This is a genomic window from Rhodococcus sp. LW-XY12 (genome assembly GCF_019317345.1).
Taxonomy (GTDB): Bacteria; Actinomycetota; Actinomycetes; order Mycobacteriales; family Mycobacteriaceae; genus Rhodococcus; species Rhodococcus pyridinivorans.
In genome coordinates this window covers 380,713-402,290 of the sequence record NZ_CP079225.1, presented here as the reverse complement: position 1 = coordinate 402,290, position 21,578 = coordinate 380,713, and the positions used below count along the sequence as shown (strand labels likewise).

Sequence of the window (21,578 nt, the reverse complement as noted above, 5' to 3'; positions counted from 1 at the left end):
CGGGCAGACGTCAGACGATGCAGGCGCCGGTCGCAACCGGCTGATTCACCCCGGCCATCTCCAGCTGCCGGCTCACCTCTGCACCGGTGAGAACGAAACCGGTGTCGGTGTTGTCGACCGCCGCGCCGAAGACCATGCCGAGGACATCGCCGGACGGATCGACCAGCGGACCCCCCGAGTTGCCCTGCCGGATCGTGCCGCGCACCGTGTACACCTCGCGTTCGACGGTGCCGCCGCGGTAGATGTCCGGGCCCTGCAGGTCGAGCGTCTCGCGGATCCGCGCCGCGCTCGCCGTGTACGGACCGCCGCCCGGGTAGCCGAGCACGATCGCGTCGTCACCCGACTCCGCCGGCTCCGGGGCGAAATCCAGCGGCTGCGCGGTCAGTCCCGGCACCGCGAGGATCGCGACGTCCACCTCCGGATCGAACAGCACGACGGTCGCTTCGAGCGGGCCGCCGTCCGTATCGACGGTCACCGCTGCGGTTCCGGCCACGACGTGCGCGTTCGTCATCACCCGTTCAGGGGCCACGACGAAACCGGATCCTTCCAGTGCCTTCTGGCAGCTGGGTGCGACACCGTTGATGCGCAGCACGCTCGTCTGCAGCCGGGCCGGGACCGATCCTTCGAGGAGACCGCCGTCGGGTGCCTCCACCTCGGCGATCGGGGTACGCCCGAACGGCCCGATCACCTCGGGCAGACCCGAGGTGTCGAGCAACGCCGAGAACTCGTTGGGGATCGCACGCATCCAGTCGGGGGCGACGTCGTCGACGGTCCCGAGCACCTGGGATCCCCGCACGGCTGCGGAGACGGCGGGCTGGGTCGTGGCGGTCAGCGGGATGGCGAGCAGCCACGCGGCGACGAGCACCGCGACCGATTGCAGACCGGCACCGACGACGCTGTCGACCGCCCGCGCACCCGGACTGTGGATGCCGCTGCGCGCGGCACGTCCGAGCACCATGCCGGCCACCTCGCCGATCACCACCAGCACCACGATCAGAGCGATGCCGGCGAGGATGCGCATGCGCGCATCGTCGATGTGCACGAGCACGTGCGGGGCGATGAGGATGCCCGCGACCGCACCGAGCAGCACACCCAGGAAGGCCAGCGCCGAGGCGACGGCGCCCTGCCGGAGCCCGGAGGACGCGGCGATCAGGACGATCACCACGATGATCAGATCGATCCAGCCCGATCCGGTCATGATTCGACCACCCCCGTCTCCAGTTCGGCGAGTACGACGTCGAGATCACGGACGTCGTGGTGATCCCACTCGATCTCCCACCCCGATACCGCGAACAGACCCGCGAGCACACCCGCGGTGAAACCCCAGACCAGCATCCCGTCCACCTGGAAGGCCGGGCCCTGATAACCCAGACGGTGCCGGACCTGGAAACGGTTGTCGGGGTCGAGCAACTCGTGCAGCGACACCCGGACCACGCGGGTCGCCTCCTTCGGATCGACCACTCCGACCGGGCTCGGGGTCTCCCAGTAGGCGACCACGGGAGTCACGTCGAAGCCGGAAGGCGGGATGAACAGTTCGGGGAGCACGGCGAGCGGCCGGATCCCGGACGGATCCAGGCCGGTCTCCTCCTCCGCTTCACGAAGTGCGGTGTGGATGGCGCCGTAGTCCTCGGGATCGGCGGCGCCTCCGGGAAAGGCCACCTGCCCGCTGTGCTGCCGCAGCGTCGCGGCGCGCTGGGTGAGCAGGACGTCGGCGTCGGCGGGAAGTCCGCCGCGGGCCATCGGATCGGCCTCCGGCGACCCGCCGAACAACACCAGCACCGAGGCCTGCCGCACCCGCGCGACGCGCGGGGCGCGACGGTTCAGGATCGGGTTGAGACCGTGCGGGTCGGTCGGCGACACCGAGGCGACACGCCGGAGCCATTCGGGGATCATGCGGCCACCCCCAGATGCTCCTCGACGACCGAGGCGACCTCGTCGGCCGACCGGAACGGGATGGGGAGCACGGCGGCGACCGACCCGTCGGCGCGGAGCAGCACCGTCACGGGAAGGACGGCGGGCGCGCCGACCGCGGCCTGTACGCGACCCGAGCCGTCCTGCACACCCGGCAGGTGCACGTCGTAGTCGGCGAGCCGGCCGAGGGCGTTCGACTCGTTCGGGTCGGTGTGGACGGTGACGACGGTGACCTCCTCGCCCACCCGGGCGGCGTAGTCCTGGAGGACCGGCAGTTCCTCGGCGCAGGGAGCGCACCACCAGGCCCACAGGTTCACCACGGCGGGCTTTCCGGCGAGGGCGGCCGCGAGGTCGACGGAGGATCCGTCGCTCACGCACTCGAAGACCAGACCGGCGAGCGGACCGGCGGGAGCGGGCGTGGACCCGCCCGGCTGCGGGCACGGATCGAGTGCGGCGGTCTCCCGCAGCGGAGCGAGGGCCTGCGCGCCGTCCTGGGGCCGGCGGTCCACGGGTGCGGTCGAGGGTGCGGCCGGTCCCGGGCCGGTGGCCGGCGGAGGGTCGCTGCGGTCGCGCGGCCAGATGGCGACGATCAATGCGATGACGACGACGAGAGCTGCCAGGCTCCAGCGGCCTGCTGTGGAAGGACGCACTCCGTCACCGCCCGGCCAGCTCGAGCAGGTGCTCGGTCTCCGGTCCCTTCACCAGCGTGGCCGCGGTCTGCGGATCGGTGGGCCCGGTCCCGTAGGAGGGGCAGTCCTTCGCGAGGACACACACCCCGCATGCCGGCTTGCGTGCGTGGCACACGCGCCGACCGTGGAAGATCACGCGATGGGACAGCAGCGTCCATTCCTTGCGCTCGATGAGCACACCCACCGCGTGCTCGATCTTGACCGGGTCGGTCTCGTCGGTCCATTCCCAGCGACGCACGAGCCGCTGGAAGTGGGTGTCGACCGTGATACCCGGCACATCGAAGGCGTTACCGAGGATGACGTTGGCGGTCTTGCGGCCGATGCCGGGCAGCGCGACGAGATCCTTCAGCCGGGCCGGAACCTCGCCGTCGTGCCGCTCGAGCAGGGCCTGGCCGAGACCGATGAGCGAGTTGGCCTTGTTGCGGTAGAAGCCGGTCGAGCGGATGTACTCCTCGAGCTCGGCGCGGTCCGCCTCCGCGTACGCGCGGGCGTCGGGATACCGGGCGAACAGAGCGGGGGTCACCTGGTTGACCCGCACATCCGTGCACTGCGCCGACAGGATCGTGGCGACGGCGAGCTCGAGCGGATTCGTGAAGTCCAGTTCGCAGTAGACGTGCGGAAAAGCCTCGGCGAGGCGCCGGTTCATCCGTCGCGCGCGACGGACGAGGGCCAGTCGCGACTCCGGTCCGCGAGCCTTTCCGTTCACTCGGCGCGGGGCCGTCTCGGGGCTCTCGGACTGGGAGGCATGCACCTGATCCACTCTACGTAAACACTCTCCCCAGGATCCGGCCCCGTGTCTCTTCCGAGACCTTGCGGGTGTTTACTTCCGGGTATGCAAGCTCTTGCTGTGGTCCTCTTCCCGGTGCTGCTCATGTTGTTCGCACTGTCCATGGAACGTGTCGAAGCGCGCTTGAGCCGGTTGTCCGTCCGTGAGCAGGAAGTGGAAGAGTTCCTCGACAAAGCGGACCAGGCCGATGTCGCGGCACTCGCTCGTGAAGGTTTCCCCGGGGCTTTGGCCCGCTTCCAGCGTCGCCGCCGCCGCGGACCGAGCACCGACGGAGCGGACGATTCGGACGGTCATCTGCGCGCGCGCCGCGCCAGCTGAACGACTACTTGCCGGTAGCCTCGAGGTACCGATGATCGGGTTCGTCGATCGTTTCCGTGGTATCGGTCACTCACTCGTGCAGCGCGCACGATAGACTGGGCGCTCGTACGCCTGACAGGTGACCTGCCCAGGAAGTCCGTCGACGTGCAGACCCGGCAGTAGATGACGAATCATTCCCAAAAGGAGCGCACGTGGACGAGGTCCTGGCCAGAGCAGGCATCTTCCAAGGAGTCGAGCCCTCGGCGGTTGCGGCGCTGATCAAAGAGCTTCAGCCTGTAGATTTCCCGCGCGGCCATGTCATCTTCAACGAGGGTGAGCCCGGCGACCGGCTGTACATCATCGTTTCCGGCAAGGTGAAGCTCGGACGTCGTTCGCCCGACGGTCGCGAGAACCTCCTGACGATCATGGGCCCGTCCGACATGTTCGGCGAGCTGTCGATCTTCGACCCGGGTCCGCGCACCTCCACCGCCACCACCGTCACCGAGGTGCGAGCCGTGAGCATGGACCGCGATGCGCTCAAGGCGTGGATCGACCAGCGCCCCGAGATCGCCGAGCAGCTCCTCCGCGTGCTGGCCCGTCGTCTGCGTCGCACCAACAACAGCCTCGCCGACCTGATCTTCACCGACGTCCCCGGTCGTGTCGCCAAGGCACTGCTCCAGCTCGCCCAGCGTTTCGGCACCCAGGAGGCCGGCGCCCTGCGTGTCACGCACGACCTGACGCAGGAAGAGATCGCGCAGCTCGTCGGCGCGTCCCGCGAGACCGTGAACAAGGCCCTCGCCGACTTCGCGCACCGCGGCTGGCTGCGTCTCGAGGGCAAGAGCGTGCTGATCTCCGACTCGGAGCGTCTGGCGCGTCGCGCTCGCTGACCCACGGACATACGAAAGGCCGGGACGCTCGCCGCGTCCCGGCCTTTCGTATGTGCGTATCCCAGCCGTAGCTGCTTCGACCCAGCCGTAGCTGCTTCGACCCAGCCGTCCGGCTGCTTCGACTCAACCGTGGCTGCGCAGGTACTCCAACTGCACGTTGACGGACTTCTCCGCCGCACCCCACAACGAGGGGTCGACGTCGGCGTAGACGTGCTCGACGACCTGCCGTGCGGTGGCTTCGGCGCCGAGGGTGCGCAGCGCACCGCGCACCTGCTCGAGCCGACCCTCCCGGTGCGCGAGGTACTCCCGCGCGATCGTCTCGAGGTCGGGCAGCTCGGGGCCGTGCCCGGGCAGCACCGTGTAGCCACCGCCGAGACCGATGAGCGACCTCAACGACCGCAGGTAGTCGCCGAGGTCGCCGTCGGAGTCGTCGAGCACGGTCGTGCCGCGGCCGAGGATGGTGTCGGCAGTGAGAACACTGCGGTCCTGCTCGATCACGAACGACAGCGAATCGGCGGTGTGCCCCGGGGTCGCGACGACCCGGATGCGCAGACCCGCCGCCTCGACGACGTCACCGCCGGACAGTTGCTGCCCACCGCCGTGGCGGTGTTCCGGCAGCACTGCGTGCACCGGGCATTCCGCGAGTTGCGAGAAACGCTCGGCACCCTCGGTGTGGTCGAAGTGGCGGTGACTGATGAGGGTCGCCGCCACCGGCACCTGCGCGATCCGCTCGAGATGGCCTTCGTCGAGGGGACCCGGATCGACCACGACGCACTCGTCGCTGCCGGGGGCCCGGAGGATCCAGGTGTTCGTTCCCTCGAGGGACATGATCGAGGGGTTCTCGGCCAGGATCACCGCGGCGTTCTCGGTGACCTGGCGCAGCTGCGCGTAGGCGGGGTGGACCAGCGCCATCACATGTGCCTCTCGTGTCGGATCCGTCGGGAGCCGCCTCCGATCGGGGAGGGTGGCGTCAGCGTACTTCCACCATCAGCTCGACCTCGACGGGAGCGCCGAGGGGCAGTTCGGCGACGCCGACGGCCGAGCGGGCGTGCGCGCCGACCTCACCGAAGATCTCCCCGAGCAGTTCCGACGCGCCGTTGATGACGCCGGGCTGTCCGGTGAAGCCCTCGGCGGACGCCACGAAGCCGACGACCTTCACGACGCTCGCGATGTTGTCGAGTCCGACGAGACCGTCGACTGCGGCGAGCGCGTTGAGCGCGGCGGTGCGGGCCGCGGTCTTCGCCTCCTCCGCTGACACCTCGGCACCCACCTTGCCGGTGTGCGTCAGCTTCCCGTCGGCCAGCGGCAGCTGACCGGAGGTGTAGACGACGTCGCCATTGCGGACGGCGGGTACGTAGGCCGCCACCGGGGCGGCGACCGGCGGCAGGGTGATGCCGAGTTCGGTCAGGCGTTCGCTCCAGGTGTTGTGCGACACCGATCAGCCCTTCGGACGCTTGAGGTAGGCGACGTGCTGCTCACCGGTGGGGCCGGGCAGGACGGTGACGAGCTCCCAGCCGTCGGCACCCCACTGGTCGAGGATCTGCTTGGTCGCGTGCGTGAGCAGCGGCACGGTTGCGTATTCCCATGTGGTGGTTTCACTCATATCCTGACCTTATCCAGCACCGTTCACCGTCCACGACTTATAGGCTCGTGATCGTGGCATCTCCGACATCACATTCCGGCGAATGGCCGGCAGGCGCCGCCCAGGCGCGACTGCACTTCGTGTCCGGCAAGGGTGGCACCGGGAAGTCCACCGTGGCCGCGGCGCTCGCACTGGCGCTCGCCGCCGGAGGTCGCAAGGTTCTGCTCGTCGAGACCGAGGGACGTCAGGGCATCGCGCAGCTGTTCGACGTGCCGCCGCTCCCGCCGGTCGAGACGAAAATCGCGACCGCACCGGGTGGCGGTGAGGTCTCGGCTCTCGCGATCGACATCGAGGCGGCCTTCCTCGAATACCTCGACATGTTCTACAACCTCGGATTCGCAGGTCGCGCGATGCGACGGATGGGAGCGATCGAGTTCGTGACCACGCTCGCGCCGGGTCTGCGCGACGTCATCCTCACCGGCAAGATCAAGGAGACCGTGGTACGGACCGACGCGTCGGGCGCACCCGTCTACGACGCGGTCGTCGTCGACTCCCCGCCCACCGGCCGCATCGGCAGCTTCCTCGACGTCACCAAGGCCATGGCCGATCTCGCGAAGTCCGGTCCGATCCGGTCGCAGAGCGAGGGTGTGGTCCGGCTGCTGCACTCCGACCAGACCGTCGTCCATCTGGTGACCCTGCTCGAGGCTCTGCCCGTGCAGGAGACGGCCGACGCGGTGGAGGAACTCGAGGCCGCCGATCTCCGGATGGGGACGGTCATCGTCAACCGCACCGCTCCCGAGCACCTGCCCGAGGAACTCGTCGACGACGTCGCCGCCGGCCGCATCGCCGGGCCCGCGATCCGGACGACGCTGGAGAAGGTGTCCATCAAGCTCTCCGACGACGATTTCGCCGGCCTGCTGACCGAGACCATCGAGCACGCCGCGGTACTCCAGGCGCAACAGGTGAGCGCCGCTCAACTCGACGAAGTGAAGGTGGCACGCATGTCCCTACCGGCCCTCGCCGACGGTGTCGATCTCGGTGGCCTCTACGAACTCGCCGACGTCCTCGCCGAGCAGGGTGTCCGATGAACGCACCGATCCGGAAGGTCCTCGACGTCGCCCGCATCCTGGACGACCGCTCGTCCCGGGTGATCGTGTGCTGCGGGTCGGGAGGTGTCGGCAAGACGACCACCGCCGCGGCGCTCGCGTTGCGCGCGGCCGAGCGGGGCCGTAGCGTCGTGGTGCTCACGATCGACCCGGCGCGGCGGCTGGCACAGGCCCTCGGGGTCGCCTCGCTCGACAATTCACCGCAGAAGGTGGAGCTCGGGCCGGAGGCGAAGGGCGAGCTGCACGCGATGATGCTCAACATGCGTCGCACCTTCGACGACATGGTGCTCGAGCACTCGACGCCGGAGAAGGCCCAGCAGATCCTCGACAACCCCTTCTATCAGACCGTGGCGTCGTCTTTCTCCGGCACGCAGGAGTACATGGCGATGGAGAAGCTCGGTCAGCTCGCGCAGAGCGACGAGTGGGATCTCATCATCGTCGACACCCCGCCGTCCCGGAACGCGCTCGACTTCCTCGACGCTCCCCAGCGGCTCGGGGCCTTCCTCGACGGGCGGATGATCCGGATCTTCACGGCACCCGGGCGTGGCTTCGGCCGCCTGGTGACCGGCGCGATGGGGCTCGCACTCAAGGCGGTCTCGACGATCGTCGGGAGCCAGATGCTGTCGGATGCATCGGCCTTCGTGCAGTCGCTGGACTCGATGTTCGGGGGCTTCCGCGAGCGCGCCAACCGCACCTACCGGTTGCTGCAGCAGCCGGGAACCCACTTCATGGTGGTCGCGGCACCCGAACCCGATGCCCTGCGCGAGGCGTCGTTCTTCGTCGAACGACTGTCGGGCGATCGCATGCCGCTGTCGGGCCTGGTGCTCAACCGCACCCATCCGACACTGTCGGCGTTGCCGTCCGATCACGCCCTCGCCGCGGCGGACCAGCTCGCCGAGGAGGAGGGCGTGGACGCGAAGGCCGCTGAGGCCGTTCTCCGCATCCACGCGCACCGGGCCGTGATCGCCAAGCGGGAGCTGCGGTTGCTACGCAACTTCACCGCGGCGAACCCTGCCGTCCCCGTGGTCGGGGTGCCCTCGCTGCCCTTCGAGGTCTCGGATCTCGAGGCGCTGCGGGCGGTGGGCGAGCAATTGACCCGCGAGGCGTGATGTCTCGCGGGTCATGATCTCGGCGGTTCGTGTACCGGTGAGGTGGTGACTAGACCGCGCTCTGGTGCTGTCGCTGCGCCTGGAAGAAATCGGCCCAGGACTCGACCTCGGGATGCTGCTTGAGGAGAGCACGACGCTGCCGCTCCGTCATGCCTCCCCACACGCCGAACTCGACACGGTTGTCGAGGGCGTCCGCCCCGCACTCGAGCATCACCGGGCAGTGCCGGCAGATCACCGCAGCCTTGCGCTGCGCTGCGCCACGCACGAACAGTTCATCTGGATCGACTTCGCGGCAGCGAGCCTTGGAGACCCAAGCGATACGCGCTTCGGCCTGGTCGACGTCGAGTCGGGTCGTCGGGGTGGTCATGTGCATTCAGTTGCCCCTTTACTTTCCGAACGCCGGTTCGCGGTGTTCGAGGTCTGCGCCGTCCGTGTGCCGCAACGGCGCAAAACCTGCCCGTCAAGGTGTTATCTGCGTCACACTGATGTCTCAATCTAGGTAAACTGATGCCCACGCGCAAGGCGAACGAAACCTTTTCTGGTACGCACGTACAAAGTCCCACGTCGGAGGCGTTTTCACCTCGCCCGTCGTGCCACGCCCGCTCCCTGGAAACGGCCGGCCGGTCCCTCGCCACGTAGTGTGTAGGCGTGTCGATCCGAAGAACGGTGGCGAAGCTCGCTGGTTGCACGGCCCTCGGCGGCGTTCTCGTAGCAGGGATGCTCTTCCCGGCCGCGGGTGGTTTCGGGTACGTCTCGAACCGAGCCGCGGACACCGTCGACAACAGTTCCGCAGAGCTCGTCGAAGGTGTCGTCCCAGCCGTGACGACCATGGTCGACAAGGCGGGCGAGCCGATCGCGTGGCTCTACGACCAGCGTCGCTTCGAGGTGCCCAGCGACCAGATCTCCAACGAGATGAAACTGGCGATCGTCTCGATCGAGGACAAGCGGTTCCCCGAGCACCAGGGCGTCGACTGGCAGGGCACCATCCGCGCGTTCCTCACCAACACCACGAGCGGTCAGGTCGAGCAGGGCGCCTCCACGATCGACCAGCAGTACGTCAAGAACTACCTGCTCCACGTGATCGCGAAGACCGACGCCGAACGCCGCGCGGCGATCGAGACGACGCCGGCCCGCAAGATCCGTGAGATCCGCATGGCGCTGACCCTCGACGATCAGCTCACCAAGGACGAGATCCTCACCCGCTATCTGAACCTCGTCCCCTTCGGCAACGGTTCGTTCGGCATCCAGGACGCCGCCCAGACCTACTTCGGCATCGACGCCAAGGACCTGAACATCCCGCAGGCCGCGATGCTCGCGGGCATGGTGCAGTCCAGCTCGGCGCTGAACCCGTACACCAATCCCGACGGCGTGCTCGCCCGTCGCAACATCGTGCTCGACACGATGATCGACAACATCCCGGAGCGCGCCGACGAGATCCGCGCCGCGAAGGAACTGCCGCTCGGCGTGCTGCCCGAGCCCAACACGCTCCCCCGCGGCTGCATCGCTGCCGACGACCGCGGTTACTTCTGCGAGTACGCGCTGCAGTATCTCGAGAACTCGGGCCTGTCGCGCGAGCAGATCGACCGGGGCGGATATCTCATCCGCACGACCCTCGACCCCGAGGTCCAGAACTCCGTCAAAGAGTCGCTCGACCGGTTCACCAGCCCCACCGTCGACGACGTGGCCTCGGTGATGAACGTGATCGAGCCGGGCCAGGATTCGCACAAGGTCCTCGCCATGGGGTCGAGCCGCAAGTTCGGTCTCGACGCCGAGGCCAAGGAGACGGTCCAGCCGCAGCCCTACTCGCTGGCCGGTCACGGCGCCGGGTCGATCTTCAAGATCTTCACCGTCGCCGCCGCCATGGAACAGGGTCTCGGCACCTCCGCCGTGCTCGACGTCCCGTCCCGCTACAACGCCCGCGGTCTGGGCGACGGCGGTGCCCGCGGCTGCCCGGCCAACTACTACTGCGTCGAGAACGCCGCGCCGTATCCGTCGCGACTGTCGGTGACCGACGCGCTGGCACAGTCACCGAACACGGCGTTCGTCAAGCTCATCGAGGCGACCGGCGTCGACGCGGTTGTCGACATGTCGGTGCGCCTGGGTCTGCGGTCGTACCTGCAGCCCCGCACCTCCGGCTTCGGCGACCAGTCGATGGCCGAGATGCAGAAGAACCAGCACCTCGGCTCGTACACGCTCGGCCCGACGTGGATCAACGCGCTGGAGCTGTCGAACGTCGCGGCAACCCTCGCCTCGCACGGCAAGTGGTGCCCGCCCACCCCGATCGAGGGGGTGTTCGACCGCGAGGGCAAGCCCGTGCCGATCACGCAGCAGGCGTGCGAGCAGGCCGTCGAGCCCGGTCTGGCCGACACCCTGACGACGGCGATGAGCAAGGACACCGCCGCCGGCGGTACCGCTTCGGGTGCCGCGGGGTCGGTGGGCTGGAACCTGCCGGTCGCGGCGAAGACAGGTACTACCGAGTCGCACATGTCCTCGGCATTCCTCGGCTTCACCAACCGGTTTGCCGGAGTCGTCTACACCTACGGCGACTCCCCCACTCCCGGCCAGATCTGCTCGGGTCCGGTCCGCCCCTGCTACGACGGCAACCTCTTCGGCGGTACCGAACCGGCGCGGACATGGTTCTCAGCGATGCTGCCGGTGGCGAACAAGTTCGGCTCCATCGAACTGCCCGCCCCCGATCCCCGGTACGTCCGCGGCGCGGGCAACGCCCAGGTTCCGGACGTGACGGGCCTGTCGAAGGACCGCGCGGTGCAGCGACTGCAGGACGCCGGATTCTCGGTCTCGGAGGCGACGATCGCCGGTGAGGAACGCGCCGGAACGGTGACGGGTACGTCCCCGAGCGGCTCGGCCGTCCCGGGATCGACGGTCACGCTGTTCATCAGCGACGGATCGGTCCGCGTCGCTCCCACCACGAGCGCCACCCCGGCCCGCCCGCGCGACCGCGAGGTGCCCGACACGACCCGCCGGTCGACGCCCGCGCCCATCCCGGGACGTGAGCTCGAGCAGAGCGAGTCGAGTCCGCCGGCGGAGGAGGAGTCCACTCCCACGACGACACCGAGCCGCCCCGACAACTGAGCCGCAGGGCTTCCACGGTCGGTTTACAGGCGTGAACGCACGGCTGCGGACAGGCGCTTGCCGTCGGCCTTGCCTGCCGCGATCTCGGTGGCGGCCTTCATCACCTGGCCCATGTTCTTCGGACCCGGCCGCGTGCCGAGTTCCTCCGCAACGCGCGCGAGGGCGGTGTCGACGACGTCGACGAGTTCGGCATCGGTGAGCGGGGTGGGCAGGTACTCGTCGATGATCCGTGCCTCGGCGTGCTCCTTGGCCGCGAGCTCTCCGCGTCCGTTCTCGGTGTAGACCTCGGCGGCCTCGCCGCGCTTCTTCGATTCCTTCGCGAGGACCTGGAGCACCTCGTCGTCGGACAGCTCACGCGCCTCCTTGCCGGACACCGCCTCGTTCCGGATCGCCGCGAGCAGCATCCTGAGGGTCTCGGTCCGCAGCTTGTCCTTGTCCTTCATCGCTGCGGTCAGGTCGGTCCGCAGCCTGGATTCGAGGGAGGATGTGGTGTCGCTCATGCCGGAAACGCTACGCGGGACAGGCGAACCACGTGCGAGGACCACGCACGGCGGTACGCTGGAGAAGTGCCTGACCTGTCTGCAATTCGCCGCGTAACCCTCGGTGCTGCCGGCGCCGCCGCTCTCGGCCTCGGTTACGCCACGCTGATCGAACGGAACGCGTTCACCCTTCGCGAGGTCACGGTGCCGGTGCTCGCGCCCGGCGCGTCGACACTGCGGGTCCTGCACATCAGCGACCTGCACATGACTCCCAATCAGAAGCTGAAACAGAACTGGTTGCGCGAACTCGACGGCCTCGAGCCCGATCTCGTCGTGAACACGGGCGACAACCTGTCGCACCCGAAGGCCGTTCCGGCCGTCGTCCAGGCCCTCGGCGGACTCCTCGCCCGCCCGGGTCTGTTCGTCTTCGGGAGCAACGACTACTTCGCTCCCGTGCTGAAGAATCCGCTGGCCTACTTCGACAAGGACCACGACCGCGTCTACGGGCCTCCGCTCCCGTGGGGCGACCTGCGTGCGGCGTTCACCGAACGTGGCTGGCAGGACATGACGCACGTGCGCCGCGACATCGAGATCGGCGGCGTGCGCATCGCCGTCGGCGGTGTCGACGACCCGCATCTCGACCGCGACCGGTACGAGACGATCGCAGGTGCGGCCGATCCCTCGGCCGATCTGCGACTGGGCATGACTCACTCCCCCGAGCCGCGGGTGCTCGATCGCTTCGCCGAGGACGGCTACGACCTCGTTCTGGCGGGCCACACCCACGGCGGCCAGCTGTGCCTGCCGTTCTACGGCGCGCTGGTGACCAACTGCGGGATCGACCGGTCGCGGGTGAAGGGCGCGTCGCGCTGGGGTGCCCACATGCGACTGCACGTCTCCGCGGGTATCGGCACGTCGCCGTTCGCTCCCGCCCGGTTCCTCTGCCGTCCGGAGGCCACCCTGCTGACCCTCGTTCCGGCCTCGCGCGACACCGCGCAGCAGGCCAGCGGTGATTCGGCAGAGCGCGCCGGGTTACGTCGCTGACCAGCCGATTTAATCTTCTGCGGACTCGTGTTGTAAGCTGACCGAGGTTCAATACGGGGTGTGGCGCAGCTTGGTAGCGCGCTTCGTTCGGGACGAAGAGGTCGTGGGTTCGAATCCCGCCACCCCGACTCGTGGAAGAACTCGTCAGGGCACTTTCTCCTCACGGAGAAGGTGCCCTGACCGCATTCCGGGGCACCTTGTTCACCTCTCCGGAAAAGGACGTCCCCTCCCGTCACAAAAGATTCTTCAAGTCTGTTTTTAGGGATTAAAACAGACTTGAATACCCTAAACTGAAAGGCGGCACCGCACTCGCGAGACGCCTCGGCTCTGGTCGGGCGGGAACGGACTCGGCGGATGACGCGACGACACAGGGCCTCCCGGCAGGACGCACCGGAGAATTCCGGAGGTTCCACACTCACCAGACCACGCCCCGGCGACGACGGTGGCTCGCCGTCCTCGTGCTCGTCGCGTGCGCGATCATCGCCGCGGGCCTTCCCGTCTACGTGGCCCCGCAGATCGAGATCGAGAACCTCAGCCCGTATCGCCGGGCGGACGCGATCTTCGTCCTCGGCGGTGCGATCTACGAGCGCTATCCCTACGCGCTCGAACTCGCACTCGAAGGCTTCGCACCCGAGGTCGTGGTGTCGAATCCCAACGGCACGAAGGACGTCTGGCTGACGGACCTGTGCGACCACCCGCGCTACGAATTCCCCGTCACGTGCTTCGAACCGGACCCGCCGACCACGCGCGGTGAGGCCATGGAACTGCGTCGTCTCGCGGAGCAGCGCGGCTGGAACAGCGTCATCGTCGTGACGTTCGTGCCGCACGTCTCCCGCGCGCGCTTCATCCTCGACCGATGCTTCGACGGCGAACTCATCATGGCCGCCAGCCCGGCCGACATCGCCCTGTCGTACTGGGCATGGGCGTACGCCTATCAGACCGCCGGCTACATGCGGGCCTTCTCGCACACGGGGTGCTGAGCGAGCCTGCTGCGGCGCATCCGGGTCCTGACGAGTTACTCACGTGCACCGTGAAACATCGGAGCCGTTCCCTTCGATGTGTCCGTAGCGCTCGATATCGCGCGCACGACCGACACTGGAACGAAGGTGCCCCCGATGGATTTCCCGGTTCTCGTCAAGGGGCAGAACATGCCGCTTCCGACAGACGTCTCGCAAGTCGACATCGTCCTGGGCTGGACGGAAGCGGACACCGAGGTCGACGCCTCGGCGCTGCTCCTCGCCGATTCGGGCAAGGTGAGGTCCGACGCGGATTTCGTCTTCTACAACCAGCCGGAATCGGCCGACGGTTCCGTCCGGTTCCTGGGGAACGGAGCGACGGAGGAAGGCGCGCAGGCACGCATCAGCATCGATCTCGCGACGGTGCCCGACGATGTACACACGATCGCCTTGGCAGGCAGCCTCTACGACGGCACCTTCGGCGACCTCGGGAAGCTGACCCTGCGGGTCGTGGATCCGACAGGTCGCCCCGTGGCCGAGTACATCACTGCGGACGCGAACACCGAATCCGCATTCGTGTTCGGCGAGGTCTACCGCCGGGACGGCGCCTGGAAGGTCCGTGCGATCGGACAGGGATGGGCCTCCGGTCTGGCCGGACTGGCACAGGACTACGGCGTGGAGGTGGACGACGCCGCCGAGGACGACGATCGGACGCCTCTCTCGACGACTTCGGTCTCCGCAGACGAGGAAATCACCGTTCCTCCGCAGACTCCCGAGCCCGCTCCTGCCGCGACGACCGCCACTCCCGCACGAAAGCAGTCCGGCGTACGTACGACCAAACGAACCGCCCGGAAGCCGAAGCCGATCACCTTCTCCCAAGCCGAGCAGGAGAGCTGGCAACCCGCGCGCCTCTTCTCCGTAGCCGGAATCGGTGCGGGTGACGAACAGGAACGTCGAGCGACTTCCGCGCTCGTCGCGACCATGCAGGCAGTGCCCCCGTTCGCTCGTGCCGTGTGCCTTCGTCTCGGCGCTCCCGCCGGCGCTTTCGAGGGTTACCTGGAGGTGCCGTACGAGCGAGGTGAATCGCGGGTGGTACCCGATGCGGTACTCAAGGTCGCGCGAGGAAGCCGACGGTGGACGGGCCTGGTCGAGGTGAAGACGGGCAACGGCAAACTCAAGCGTGAACAGCTCGAGAACTACCTCGATGTCGCGCGTCGCAAGAAGTACGACGTCGTCGTCAGCATCTCCAACGACATTCCCGCGTCGGCGGGGGAACTGCCCGTCGCAGTGGACCGGCGCAAGCTCGCCAAGGTCTCGCTTCGGCACATCGCATGGGCGGAGATCGCTCACGAAGCACGCATGGTGCTGTCCCACGGCGAACTGGAAAGCGATCTCCAGGACTGGATCCTGCGTGAGTTCCTACGCTATATCGATCACCCTCGCAGCGGGGTCTCGGAATTCGTCGATATGGGACGTCACTGGGTCGCTGTTCGCGAGGCCGTCACCGCGGGCACACTCCGGGCCGGTGACTCCAAGGCGCTCGCCGTTGCGAGCACCTGGGTCGCGTTGGCTCGCCACCTGGCACTCCGGTTCACCGCAGAACTCGGGGTCCCGGTGACGCATGTGCTGCCGCGCCGCTTCGCGACCGATCCGGACGCACGGAACGCCCACGTCGCCGACCGCCTCGCGACCGACGGAGTCTTCGAAGCCGTGCTGCGAATTCCGGATACCGCAGGCGATCTCGCGGTCTCGGCGGACCTGCGTACCAACAAGGTCCGCTGTCGCACGACCGTCGATGCGCCCGACGAAGGCACATCACGCAAGCGGGTGTCGTGGCTGGTCAAGCAGTTGAAGACCGCGCCTGGGAACGTGCAGCTCGAAGCGGTGTTCTCCGAGCGTGGCAACGAAGCGTGTGAACATCTCGACACCGTGCGTACCGACCCTCGAGTCCTCACCGAGGGTCGCGTCGGCGACATCGTGTCCTTCACTCTCGAGCAGACGTTCCCGCTGGGCAGTCGCCGCTCGTCCGGTACCGCGACGGGCTTCATCACGAGCGTGACGTCGTCGGCCGACGCCTTCTACGGCGAGGTGGTGCAGCCGCTACGGGTATGGGTTCCCGCCGCTCCCCAGCAGACGGCGCAACCGGGACCGTTACCGATGGACTCCGACGAGGACTGATTTCATCGTTCGTCGACGGTCAGGGCAGCAACCGGTCGAGGAACCGGTTGCTGAACACCCGGTGCGGGTCGTACTGCTCGAAAGCCGCGAGCGCGGCGTCCCAACCCTGCCCGGACGGTAGGCCGGTGCGGTACATGGCCGGCACCGTCTCACCGAGGAAACCGGGGTCGCGGTAGCCGCCCTCGTCGTCGAACGCCCAACCCTTCGACCACTCGGACCGGAAGGTCGCGTAATCGCCCGAGTAGTGGGCGGCCATCCACTGCTCCATCTCGCGGAAGAAGGCCGGCATCCCGGCCGTTCCGGGGATGGAGACGACGTTCATCCAGATCGCGGTGTCCCAGTCGGGCCGGTCGGGGCGGGGACGCACCGGCGACAGGTCGGGCACACCGGCGGCGTCGACGAGCACCTCGTCGGCGTCGTCGACCTTGCACAGACGTACCTCGAACGGCATGTTCACGGGGTACTGCCCGAGCGAGGCGTAGTGCGTCATCCGCTCGTGCAGCCACGTCGTGAACTCGTTGATGACGCGGGCGATGTTGTCGCGTCTCGTCACGACGACACCGCCACCGGCGACCACGCGCAGGGTCGCGGCGCGCAGGTAGAACAGCAGGTCCTTGGACCAGCCCCACAGATCTTTCGTGCCGGTCGCTGCGAGTCCCGCTGCCACCGCACCGAACTGCGACGCACCGAAGGTCGGTGTGACGCCCTGGGCGCCACGCACGACCTGTCCCAGCAGGTCGGTGAGTTCCTCGGGCAGACTGTCCGAGAAGTAGTAGTTGTACGGATCCTGCACCTCGCGGGAGGCGGCGGGCTTCTCCGGGGAGACCGACCAGATTTTGAGCCAGGGTGTCTCGGTGAAGGGGAACCAGATCGCCTCGACCCGCCCGTGCTCCTCGACGTAGCGCTCGAAAGTGCGCCCCGGCGAGCCGGGCGGGGCGAACAGTTCGCGCCACGGGATGTCGGTGAAGCTCTGGCAGCGCACCCGGTAGTTCGCTCCGGCCTGCAGCGTCACCGAAGTGACGAAGGTGCGTCCGAGGTGGGCGAGCAGGGGTCTGATCTCCGGTTCGGCGCGGCGGAACTCGCGGAGTTCGTAGGCAGCGGCCGACGGGTTCCACACCACGGCGGTCAGAGCCAGGACGAGATTGGACAGGGAGCCGAACGACTGGCCGGGGATCACCGTCTCCCCCGCCGCCGGGTAGGTGGCTCCGTGGGCACCGATCGACAGTGCCCCCGCGATGGAGATGTCGCCGATGGCGGGCGAGTTGGCCCAGCCCAGTCCGTTCGCTTCGAGCGTGGTGAGGATGGATTCGATGCTCGCGCCCCCTCCGGCCGTCACGCGCGGAGGTGCGGCGTCCGCATCGACGACGACCTGGTTCAGCTGCGACATGGTGTCGACCAGCACGACGTTCTCGATGTCCTGCCCGGCCTCGAGGGTGAGCGGACTCCAGCTGTGCATCGATCCGCGGGGACGGATGCGGAAGCCGTGGGCGTGCGCCCAGTTCGCGAGGCGGACGACGTCGTCGGCGGTGCGCGCGGTCGCGGTCCACACCGCGTCGAACCGGATGGTCTTCGCCCAGTTGACGAACTGTTGCTGCGAGAGCGGGATGTCGGCCGGGAAGTCCGGCGGCGCCGGGATCGTGGCTGCCGGGTCGCCGAGCGGTACCGCACCCGCGAGCGTCCATCCCGTGCCTGCAAGGACGGCTGCTCCGGCCGCTGCTCCGAGAAGACCGCGACGGCTGAGGGTGGGACCAGAGGCTCGAGCGCTCACGAGGGCGGGTTCCGTTCTGTTCTGCGGGCGCGGACTCCGCGAAAATAGAACAAGTTCTCTCTATTCTCCAGTACCGCTACCGTTGTGCGGCACCCTCGCTCCAGAACGACAGACCCGACGCCTCCAACGTGCCGAGGATGTGTTCGGGAGCGCCGTCGACCGACCAGACCGCCATCGCGACCGCCGCCACGGTGAGGGCCGGACCGAGGATGCCGAGCTCGAACGGGCCACCCGCACGGATGGACAAGGCCGACGGCAGCTTGATCTCCCACCAGCGCGACCCGCGCCAGGGCACGAACGGAGCGAGGAAGGGGATTCCCTCCTTGGTGATGGCGTCGCCGAGACAGTGCGTCGCGCATCCGAGGGCCACCGCGACCCCCAGGCCCGTCGACGCAACCTCCTGCGGGAACCACGTCCACGACAGGATCGACAGCACTGCCGCGCTCAGGGTGACGATCACCCACCCGCGCTTCTTCGCCCACGACCCGAACAACCCGCGCAGTGCGAGACCGAGAGTGACGAACAGGACCCCGATGATCGCTTCCCTGCCGAAGCTCGCGACGAGTGCCGAGACTCCGGCTCCGAGCAGTGCCGCGAACAGCGCGGTGTGCGTCATGGTGCGGTGCCCGCCGCGCCGCTTCCGGTCGCGGCTGCCCTTGGTGAGCGAGTAGTAGCCGAGCGAGACCGCGTCGATGCCCCTGGCGAAGGTCTGGCTCACGGGCCCGAACGACCTCGCGACCGTCGACTGTGCCGTGTCGAGATCCGGAAGCAGGGCCGCACCCGAACACACCGCCGCGAAGGCGAAGGTCTCCGCGGTGGACGCGGGTGCACCCCAGTCGGTAGGAAGCAGATCTGCGACGACGAGCCCCACCAGCGCCCCGGATACTGCATGGGTAGGACCCATCACCATGTCGGACAACACCTTTCGACGAACGAGCGCGAACCCGACCCGGCGTGACGACGCCGGCCCCGGATCTCCAACCTAACAACCACAGCCGACACACCTGTCACACGCGTGTTCGAACAGCCGATATGCTCGGCAGACGCCGGCAGGGCCGCCCACCGGAGAGATGGACGGCCCTGGCGTCTGTGCCGGATTCCTCGTTTGCGAGGAAGATGGAGTTGTCGTCGTCGGATGGAGGGAGAGCGACATGGACACCACGCTGATCGTGCTGGCGCTGGCAGCCCTGATCTACTGGTGGGGACTGCTCTGATCCCGTCGCATCTCCCCCGGTGACGGGTCAGGCTCCGGCGCGCACGCCCGCCTCGACCCGCTTGCCGAGCTCCTCGTCGACGTTGCGCCAGTACTCGAAGATCCGCTCGTAGAGCGCCTCCGAGGTACCGCCGAGGACGTGTCCGACGATGTTGTTCACGAGGCGTTCGCGCTCCGCGTCGTCCATCACGTCGCGGACGAGGGTGCCCGCCTGACCGAAGTCGTCGTCCTCTGGGTGCTGCACGTAGCCCGCGCGCACGGCCTCGGTTCCGAAGTTCCACAGACCTTCGTCGCCGGCCCGCTCGGGATCGGCATGCGGACCACCGAAGCTGTTCGGTGCGTAGACCGGGGTCTGCGGATCGTTGAAGGTGAAGGCCATGTTGCCCTCCTTGCTGTAGGAGTCGACACGGGCGGCCTTCGCGGAGTTCACCGGCAACTGTGCGTGGTTGACGCCGATGCGGTAGCGGTGGGCGTCGGCGTAGGAGAACACGCGGCCGAGCAGCATCTTGTCGGGCGAGAAACCGATGCCCGGCACGACGTTCGACGGGGCGAACGCGGCCTGCTCGATCTCTGCGAAGAAGTTGCGTGGGTTGCGGTTCAGGGTCATCGTGCCGACCTTGATCAACGGGTAGTCCTTTTGCGACCACACCTTGGTCAGGTCGAACGGGTTGAACCGGTAGTTCTCCGCCTCCGCGACCGGCATGATCTGCACGTGGAGCGTCCAGCTCGGGAACTCGCCACGCTCGATCGCCTTGTAGAGGTCGGCGCGGTGGTAGTCGGGATCCGAGCCGGCGAGGCGGTCGGCCTCGTCCTGGGTGAGGAACTCGATGCCCTGGTCGGTCTTGAAGTGGTATTTCACCCAGAAGCGCTCACCGTCGGCGTTGATCCATTGGTAGGTATGCGAACCGAAGCCGTCCATGTGGCGCCACGTGCGCGGCAGGCCACGGTCGCCCATCAGCCAGGTGACCTGGTGTGCGGTCTCGGGGCGCAGGGTCCAGAAGTCCCACTGCATCGTGTGGTCGCGCAGGCCGGAGCCGGGCAGGCGCTTCTGCGAGTGGATGAAGTCGGGGAACTTGATCGGGTCCTTGATGAAGAAGATCGGCGTGTTGTTGCCGACCAGGTCGTAGTTCCCGTCCTCGGTGTAGAACTTCAAAGCGAAACCGCGCGGGTCGCGCCAGGTGTCGGGGCTGCCCTGTTCACCGGCGACCGTCGAGAAGCGTGCCAGCATCTCGGTTTTCACGCCCGGCTGGAACAGCTTGGCCTTCGTGTAGGCGGAGACGTCCTCGGTGACGACGAGCTCACCGAACGCGCCGGCGCCCTTGGCGTGCACGACGCGCTCGGGCACCCGCTCGCGGTTGAAGTGCGCGAGCTTCTCGACCAGGTAGTGGTCGTGGAGCAGGATCGGCCCCTGGGTGCCCGCGGTGAGCGACTCGTTGTCGCTGGCGACGGGGATACCGACGTTGTTCGTGGTGTAACGGGCATTCGTCATGGTGACCTCCGTATACGGATGTTCCGGGTCTCGGGACACGAAGCCGGTGGTTCGGCCCGCGGAGGGGCCGGACCACCGGTGAAGCGAGTGGGCGCTAGTCGGCGCGGCAATCGGGGCACATGCCCCAGAAGGTGACCTCTGCTTCGTCGATGACGAAGCCGTGGTCGTCGGACGGCGTCAGGCAGGGCGCGGCCCCGACCACGCAATCGATGTCGACGACCGTGCCGCATGCGCGGCACACGAGGTGGTGGTGGTTGTCGCCGATGCGGGTCTCGTACCGTGCGGGTGATCCGGCCGGTTCGATCCGGCGGAGCAACCCGTTCCCCACGCATGCCTTGAGTACGTCGTACACGGCCTGCGTCGACACCGAGCCGAGTTCGTCGCGCACGTGGGCGGCAATTCCGTCCGCATCGGAATGCGGATGCTCGGCAACGGTTCTCAGTACGGCAACGCGGGGAGCGGTCACCCGCAGACCCACGGAGCGCAGTTGCTCCTTGGGGTCGAAGTGATGCTCGTGTCCTTGTTGCATGACACCAAGTATGCCCCTTTTCTGGAATAAGTCAAGAAAAGGATCGGTGCGGTGCCCGTCACGCCTACTTCGGGTCTCCGATCGGATCAGAGGTCGGTGCGGTCGGCGCCCGCCGGCGCCCGGCGCGCCTCGGTCGTCTCTCCGCACGGCCGGATCCTCACCGAGTGTCGAATCGGGAAGTGCGAGCTAGTCTTTCGTCAGGAAATCGGTCCGCACGTATCCCGGTTCGATCAGATTCACCCCGATACCGAGATCGGCGACCTCCGCGGCGAGCGCTTCCGTCAGGGCCTCGAGCGCGAACTTGCCCGCACTGTAGAGCCCCCAGCCCGGGAAGGTCGTGAGCACCAGGATCGACGAGACGTTGACGATGTGCCCGCGACGGTTGCTCCTGAACACCGGAAACGCCGCCCCATCACGTTCAGCACCCCGAAGATCTGCACGTCGAACATCGCGTGTGCGTCGGC

The 21,578-nt window shown here is 67.8% G+C and carries 23 protein-coding genes and 1 tRNA gene; 10 read left to right on the top strand and 14 right to left on the bottom strand.

Annotation, left to right across the window (positions count from 1 at the left end; all coding sequences use genetic code 11):
- Nucleotides 1-10: 10 nt before the first annotated feature.
- The 4 genes from KXC42_RS01925 to nth are packed head-to-tail and all read right to left on the bottom strand — an operon-like array spanning nt 11 to nt 3,360.
- Nucleotides 11-1,198, bottom strand: a complete 1,188-nt coding sequence (locus tag KXC42_RS01925) for a MarP family serine protease (RefSeq protein WP_006552421.1) — start codon at nt 1,196-1,198, stop codon at nt 11-13.
- Nucleotides 1,195-1,893, bottom strand: coding sequence for a CoA pyrophosphatase (locus KXC42_RS01920; protein WP_039586635.1), 699 nt, complete (start codon nt 1,891-1,893; stop codon nt 1,195-1,197). Before KXC42_RS01920 ends, KXC42_RS01925 begins: the two co-directional genes overlap by 4 nt.
- The gene (locus KXC42_RS01915) at nt 1,890-2,561 is read right to left on the bottom strand and encodes a TlpA disulfide reductase family protein (RefSeq protein ID WP_006552423.1); all 672 of its coding nucleotides are present in this window, start codon (nt 2,559-2,561) and stop codon (nt 1,890-1,892) included. Before KXC42_RS01915 ends, KXC42_RS01920 begins: the two co-directional genes overlap by 4 nt.
- A 4-nt stretch (nt 2,562-2,565) precedes the next feature.
- Entirely contained in the window at nt 2,566-3,360 is a 795-nt protein-coding gene (nth, locus tag KXC42_RS01910) for an endonuclease III (RefSeq protein WP_006552424.1), read from the bottom strand.
- Nucleotides 3,361-3,432: 72 nt separating this feature from the next.
- Here nth and KXC42_RS01905 point away from each other — a divergent pair, with 72 nt between their 5' ends.
- Together KXC42_RS01905 and KXC42_RS01900 are read left to right on the top strand one after the other, a co-directional pair.
- Complete coding sequence (locus KXC42_RS01905) at nt 3,433-3,705, top strand: hypothetical protein (RefSeq protein ID WP_033097906.1); 273 nt, start codon at nt 3,433-3,435, stop codon at nt 3,703-3,705.
- A gap of 191 nt (nt 3,706-3,896) precedes the next feature.
- Complete coding sequence (locus KXC42_RS01900) at nt 3,897-4,571, top strand: Crp/Fnr family transcriptional regulator (protein ID WP_006552426.1); 675 nt, start codon at nt 3,897-3,899, stop codon at nt 4,569-4,571.
- Nucleotides 4,572-4,694: 123 nt separating this feature from the next.
- Here KXC42_RS01900 and KXC42_RS01895 read toward each other — a convergent pair whose 3' ends face one another.
- The 3 genes from KXC42_RS01895 to KXC42_RS01885 are packed head-to-tail and all read right to left on the bottom strand — an operon-like array spanning nt 4,695 to nt 6,174.
- A complete protein-coding gene (locus KXC42_RS01895) occupies nt 4,695-5,483 on the bottom strand; it encodes an MBL fold metallo-hydrolase (RefSeq protein WP_019290225.1) in 789 nt (262 codons plus the stop codon).
- Nucleotides 5,484-5,541: 58 nt separating this feature from the next.
- Nucleotides 5,542-6,006 carry a RidA family protein gene (locus tag KXC42_RS01890; protein WP_006552428.1) on the bottom strand — a complete coding sequence of 155 codons (465 nt, stop codon included), beginning with the start codon at nt 6,004-6,006 and terminating at the stop codon, nt 5,542-5,544.
- A gap of 3 nt (nt 6,007-6,009) precedes the next feature.
- On the bottom strand, nt 6,010-6,174 hold the full coding sequence (locus KXC42_RS01885; protein WP_006552429.1) for a DUF4177 domain-containing protein: 165 nt from the start codon (nt 6,172-6,174) through the stop codon (nt 6,010-6,012).
- 50 nt (nt 6,175-6,224) lie between these two features.
- Between KXC42_RS01885 and KXC42_RS01880 the strand changes: the two genes are divergently transcribed.
- The gene (locus KXC42_RS01880) at nt 6,225-7,241 is read left to right on the top strand and encodes an ArsA family ATPase (RefSeq protein ID WP_371683113.1); all 1,017 of its coding nucleotides are present in this window, start codon (nt 6,225-6,227) and stop codon (nt 7,239-7,241) included.
- Nucleotides 7,238-8,368, top strand: coding sequence for an ArsA family ATPase (locus KXC42_RS01875; protein ID WP_006552431.1), 1,131 nt, complete (start codon nt 7,238-7,240; stop codon nt 8,366-8,368). Before KXC42_RS01880 ends, KXC42_RS01875 begins: the two co-directional genes overlap by 4 nt.
- A gap of 49 nt (nt 8,369-8,417) precedes the next feature.
- Here the strand turns inward: KXC42_RS01875 and KXC42_RS01870 are convergent, their stop codons facing one another.
- Entirely contained in the window at nt 8,418-8,741 is a 324-nt protein-coding gene (locus tag KXC42_RS01870) for a WhiB family transcriptional regulator (protein WP_006552432.1), read from the bottom strand.
- 293 nt (nt 8,742-9,034) lie between these two features.
- On the opposite strand from KXC42_RS01870, the gene KXC42_RS01865 reads away from it, so the two are divergent.
- Nucleotides 9,035-11,461, top strand: coding sequence for a penicillin-binding protein (locus KXC42_RS01865; protein WP_033097907.1), 2,427 nt, complete (start codon nt 9,035-9,037; stop codon nt 11,459-11,461).
- 23 nt (nt 11,462-11,484) lie between these two features.
- Here the strand turns inward: KXC42_RS01865 and KXC42_RS01860 are convergent, their stop codons facing one another.
- Nucleotides 11,485-11,961, bottom strand: coding sequence for a GatB/YqeY domain-containing protein (locus KXC42_RS01860; protein WP_006552434.1), 477 nt, complete (start codon nt 11,959-11,961; stop codon nt 11,485-11,487).
- Nucleotides 11,962-12,027: 66 nt separating this feature from the next.
- Here KXC42_RS01860 and KXC42_RS27575 point away from each other — a divergent pair, with 66 nt between their 5' ends.
- From KXC42_RS27575 to KXC42_RS01840, 4 genes are all read left to right on the top strand, one after another.
- Nucleotides 12,028-12,981 carry a metallophosphoesterase gene (locus KXC42_RS27575; RefSeq protein ID WP_064852438.1) on the top strand — a complete coding sequence of 318 codons (954 nt, stop codon included), beginning with the start codon at nt 12,028-12,030 and terminating at the stop codon, nt 12,979-12,981.
- A 54-nt stretch (nt 12,982-13,035) separates the two neighbouring features.
- Nucleotides 13,036-13,109 (top strand) — tRNA-Pro (locus tag KXC42_RS01850).
- Between the two features lie 330 nt (nt 13,110-13,439).
- A complete protein-coding gene (locus KXC42_RS01845; protein ID WP_219129856.1) occupies nt 13,440-13,961 on the top strand; it encodes a YdcF family protein in 522 nt (173 codons plus the stop codon).
- A gap of 135 nt (nt 13,962-14,096) precedes the next feature.
- Complete coding sequence (locus KXC42_RS01840; RefSeq protein ID WP_219129855.1) at nt 14,097-16,115, top strand: TerD family protein; 2,019 nt, start codon at nt 14,097-14,099, stop codon at nt 16,113-16,115.
- Nucleotides 16,116-16,134: 19 nt separating this feature from the next.
- Here KXC42_RS01840 and KXC42_RS01835 read toward each other — a convergent pair whose 3' ends face one another.
- Together KXC42_RS01835 and KXC42_RS01830 are read right to left on the bottom strand one after the other, a co-directional pair.
- Nucleotides 16,135-17,883, bottom strand: a complete 1,749-nt coding sequence (locus KXC42_RS01835; protein WP_024102808.1) for a cholesterol oxidase substrate-binding domain-containing protein — start codon at nt 17,881-17,883, stop codon at nt 16,135-16,137.
- Between the two features lie 76 nt (nt 17,884-17,959).
- Entirely contained in the window at nt 17,960-18,793 is an 834-nt protein-coding gene (locus tag KXC42_RS01830; RefSeq protein ID WP_219129854.1) for a metal-dependent hydrolase, read from the bottom strand.
- A 160-nt stretch (nt 18,794-18,953) separates the two neighbouring features.
- On the opposite strand from KXC42_RS01830, the gene KXC42_RS01825 reads away from it, so the two are divergent.
- The gene (locus KXC42_RS01825; RefSeq protein WP_019290230.1) at nt 18,954-19,097 is read left to right on the top strand and encodes a hypothetical protein; all 144 of its coding nucleotides are present in this window, start codon (nt 18,954-18,956) and stop codon (nt 19,095-19,097) included.
- A gap of 27 nt (nt 19,098-19,124) precedes the next feature.
- On the opposite strand, the gene KXC42_RS01820 is transcribed toward KXC42_RS01825, so the two are convergent.
- The 3 genes from KXC42_RS01820 to KXC42_RS01810 form a co-directional block, all read right to left on the bottom strand.
- Entirely contained in the window at nt 19,125-20,585 is a 1,461-nt protein-coding gene (locus KXC42_RS01820; RefSeq protein ID WP_094979547.1) for a catalase, read from the bottom strand.
- A gap of 94 nt (nt 20,586-20,679) precedes the next feature.
- On the bottom strand, nt 20,680-21,114 hold the full coding sequence (locus tag KXC42_RS01815; protein WP_039586760.1) for a Fur family transcriptional regulator: 435 nt from the start codon (nt 21,112-21,114) through the stop codon (nt 20,680-20,682).
- Nucleotides 21,115-21,300: 186 nt separating this feature from the next.
- Nucleotides 21,301-21,510, bottom strand: coding sequence for an SDR family NAD(P)-dependent oxidoreductase (locus tag KXC42_RS01810; RefSeq protein WP_052227363.1), 210 nt, complete (start codon nt 21,508-21,510; stop codon nt 21,301-21,303).
- Nucleotides 21,511-21,578 lie beyond the last annotated feature (68 nt).

Coding starts and splice junctions, on each gene's coding strand:
- KXC42_RS01925 (WP_006552421.1), bottom strand. CDS start 1,198: ATGACCGGATCGGGCTGGATCGATCTGATCATCGTGGTGATCGTCCTG.
- KXC42_RS01920 (WP_039586635.1), bottom strand. CDS start 1,893: ATGATCCCCGAATGGCTCCGGCGTGTCGCCTCGGTGTCGCCGACCGAC.
- KXC42_RS01905 (WP_033097906.1), top strand. CDS start 3,433: ATGCAAGCTCTTGCTGTGGTCCTCTTCCCGGTGCTGCTCATGTTGTTC.
- KXC42_RS01895 (WP_019290225.1), bottom strand. CDS start 5,483: ATGGCGCTGGTCCACCCCGCCTACGCGCAGCTGCGCCAGGTCACCGAG.
- KXC42_RS01885 (WP_006552429.1), bottom strand. CDS start 6,174: ATGAGTGAAACCACCACATGGGAATACGCAACCGTGCCGCTGCTCACG.
- KXC42_RS01875 (WP_006552431.1), top strand. CDS start 7,238: ATGAACGCACCGATCCGGAAGGTCCTCGACGTCGCCCGCATCCTGGAC.
- KXC42_RS01870 (WP_006552432.1), bottom strand. CDS start 8,741: ATGCACATGACCACCCCGACGACCCGACTCGACGTCGACCAGGCCGAA.
- KXC42_RS01860 (WP_006552434.1), bottom strand. CDS start 11,961: ATGAGCGACACCACATCCTCCCTCGAATCCAGGCTGCGGACCGACCTG.
- KXC42_RS01840 (WP_219129855.1), top strand. CDS start 14,097: ATGGATTTCCCGGTTCTCGTCAAGGGGCAGAACATGCCGCTTCCGACA.
- KXC42_RS01830 (WP_219129854.1), bottom strand. CDS start 18,793: ATGGTGATGGGTCCTACCCATGCAGTATCCGGGGCGCTGGTGGGGCTC.
- KXC42_RS01825 (WP_019290230.1), top strand. CDS start 18,954: ATGGACGGCCCTGGCGTCTGTGCCGGATTCCTCGTTTGCGAGGAAGAT.
- KXC42_RS01820 (WP_094979547.1), bottom strand. CDS start 20,585: ATGACGAATGCCCGTTACACCACGAACAACGTCGGTATCCCCGTCGCC.
- KXC42_RS01815 (WP_039586760.1), bottom strand. CDS start 21,114: ATGCAACAAGGACACGAGCATCACTTCGACCCCAAGGAGCAACTGCGC.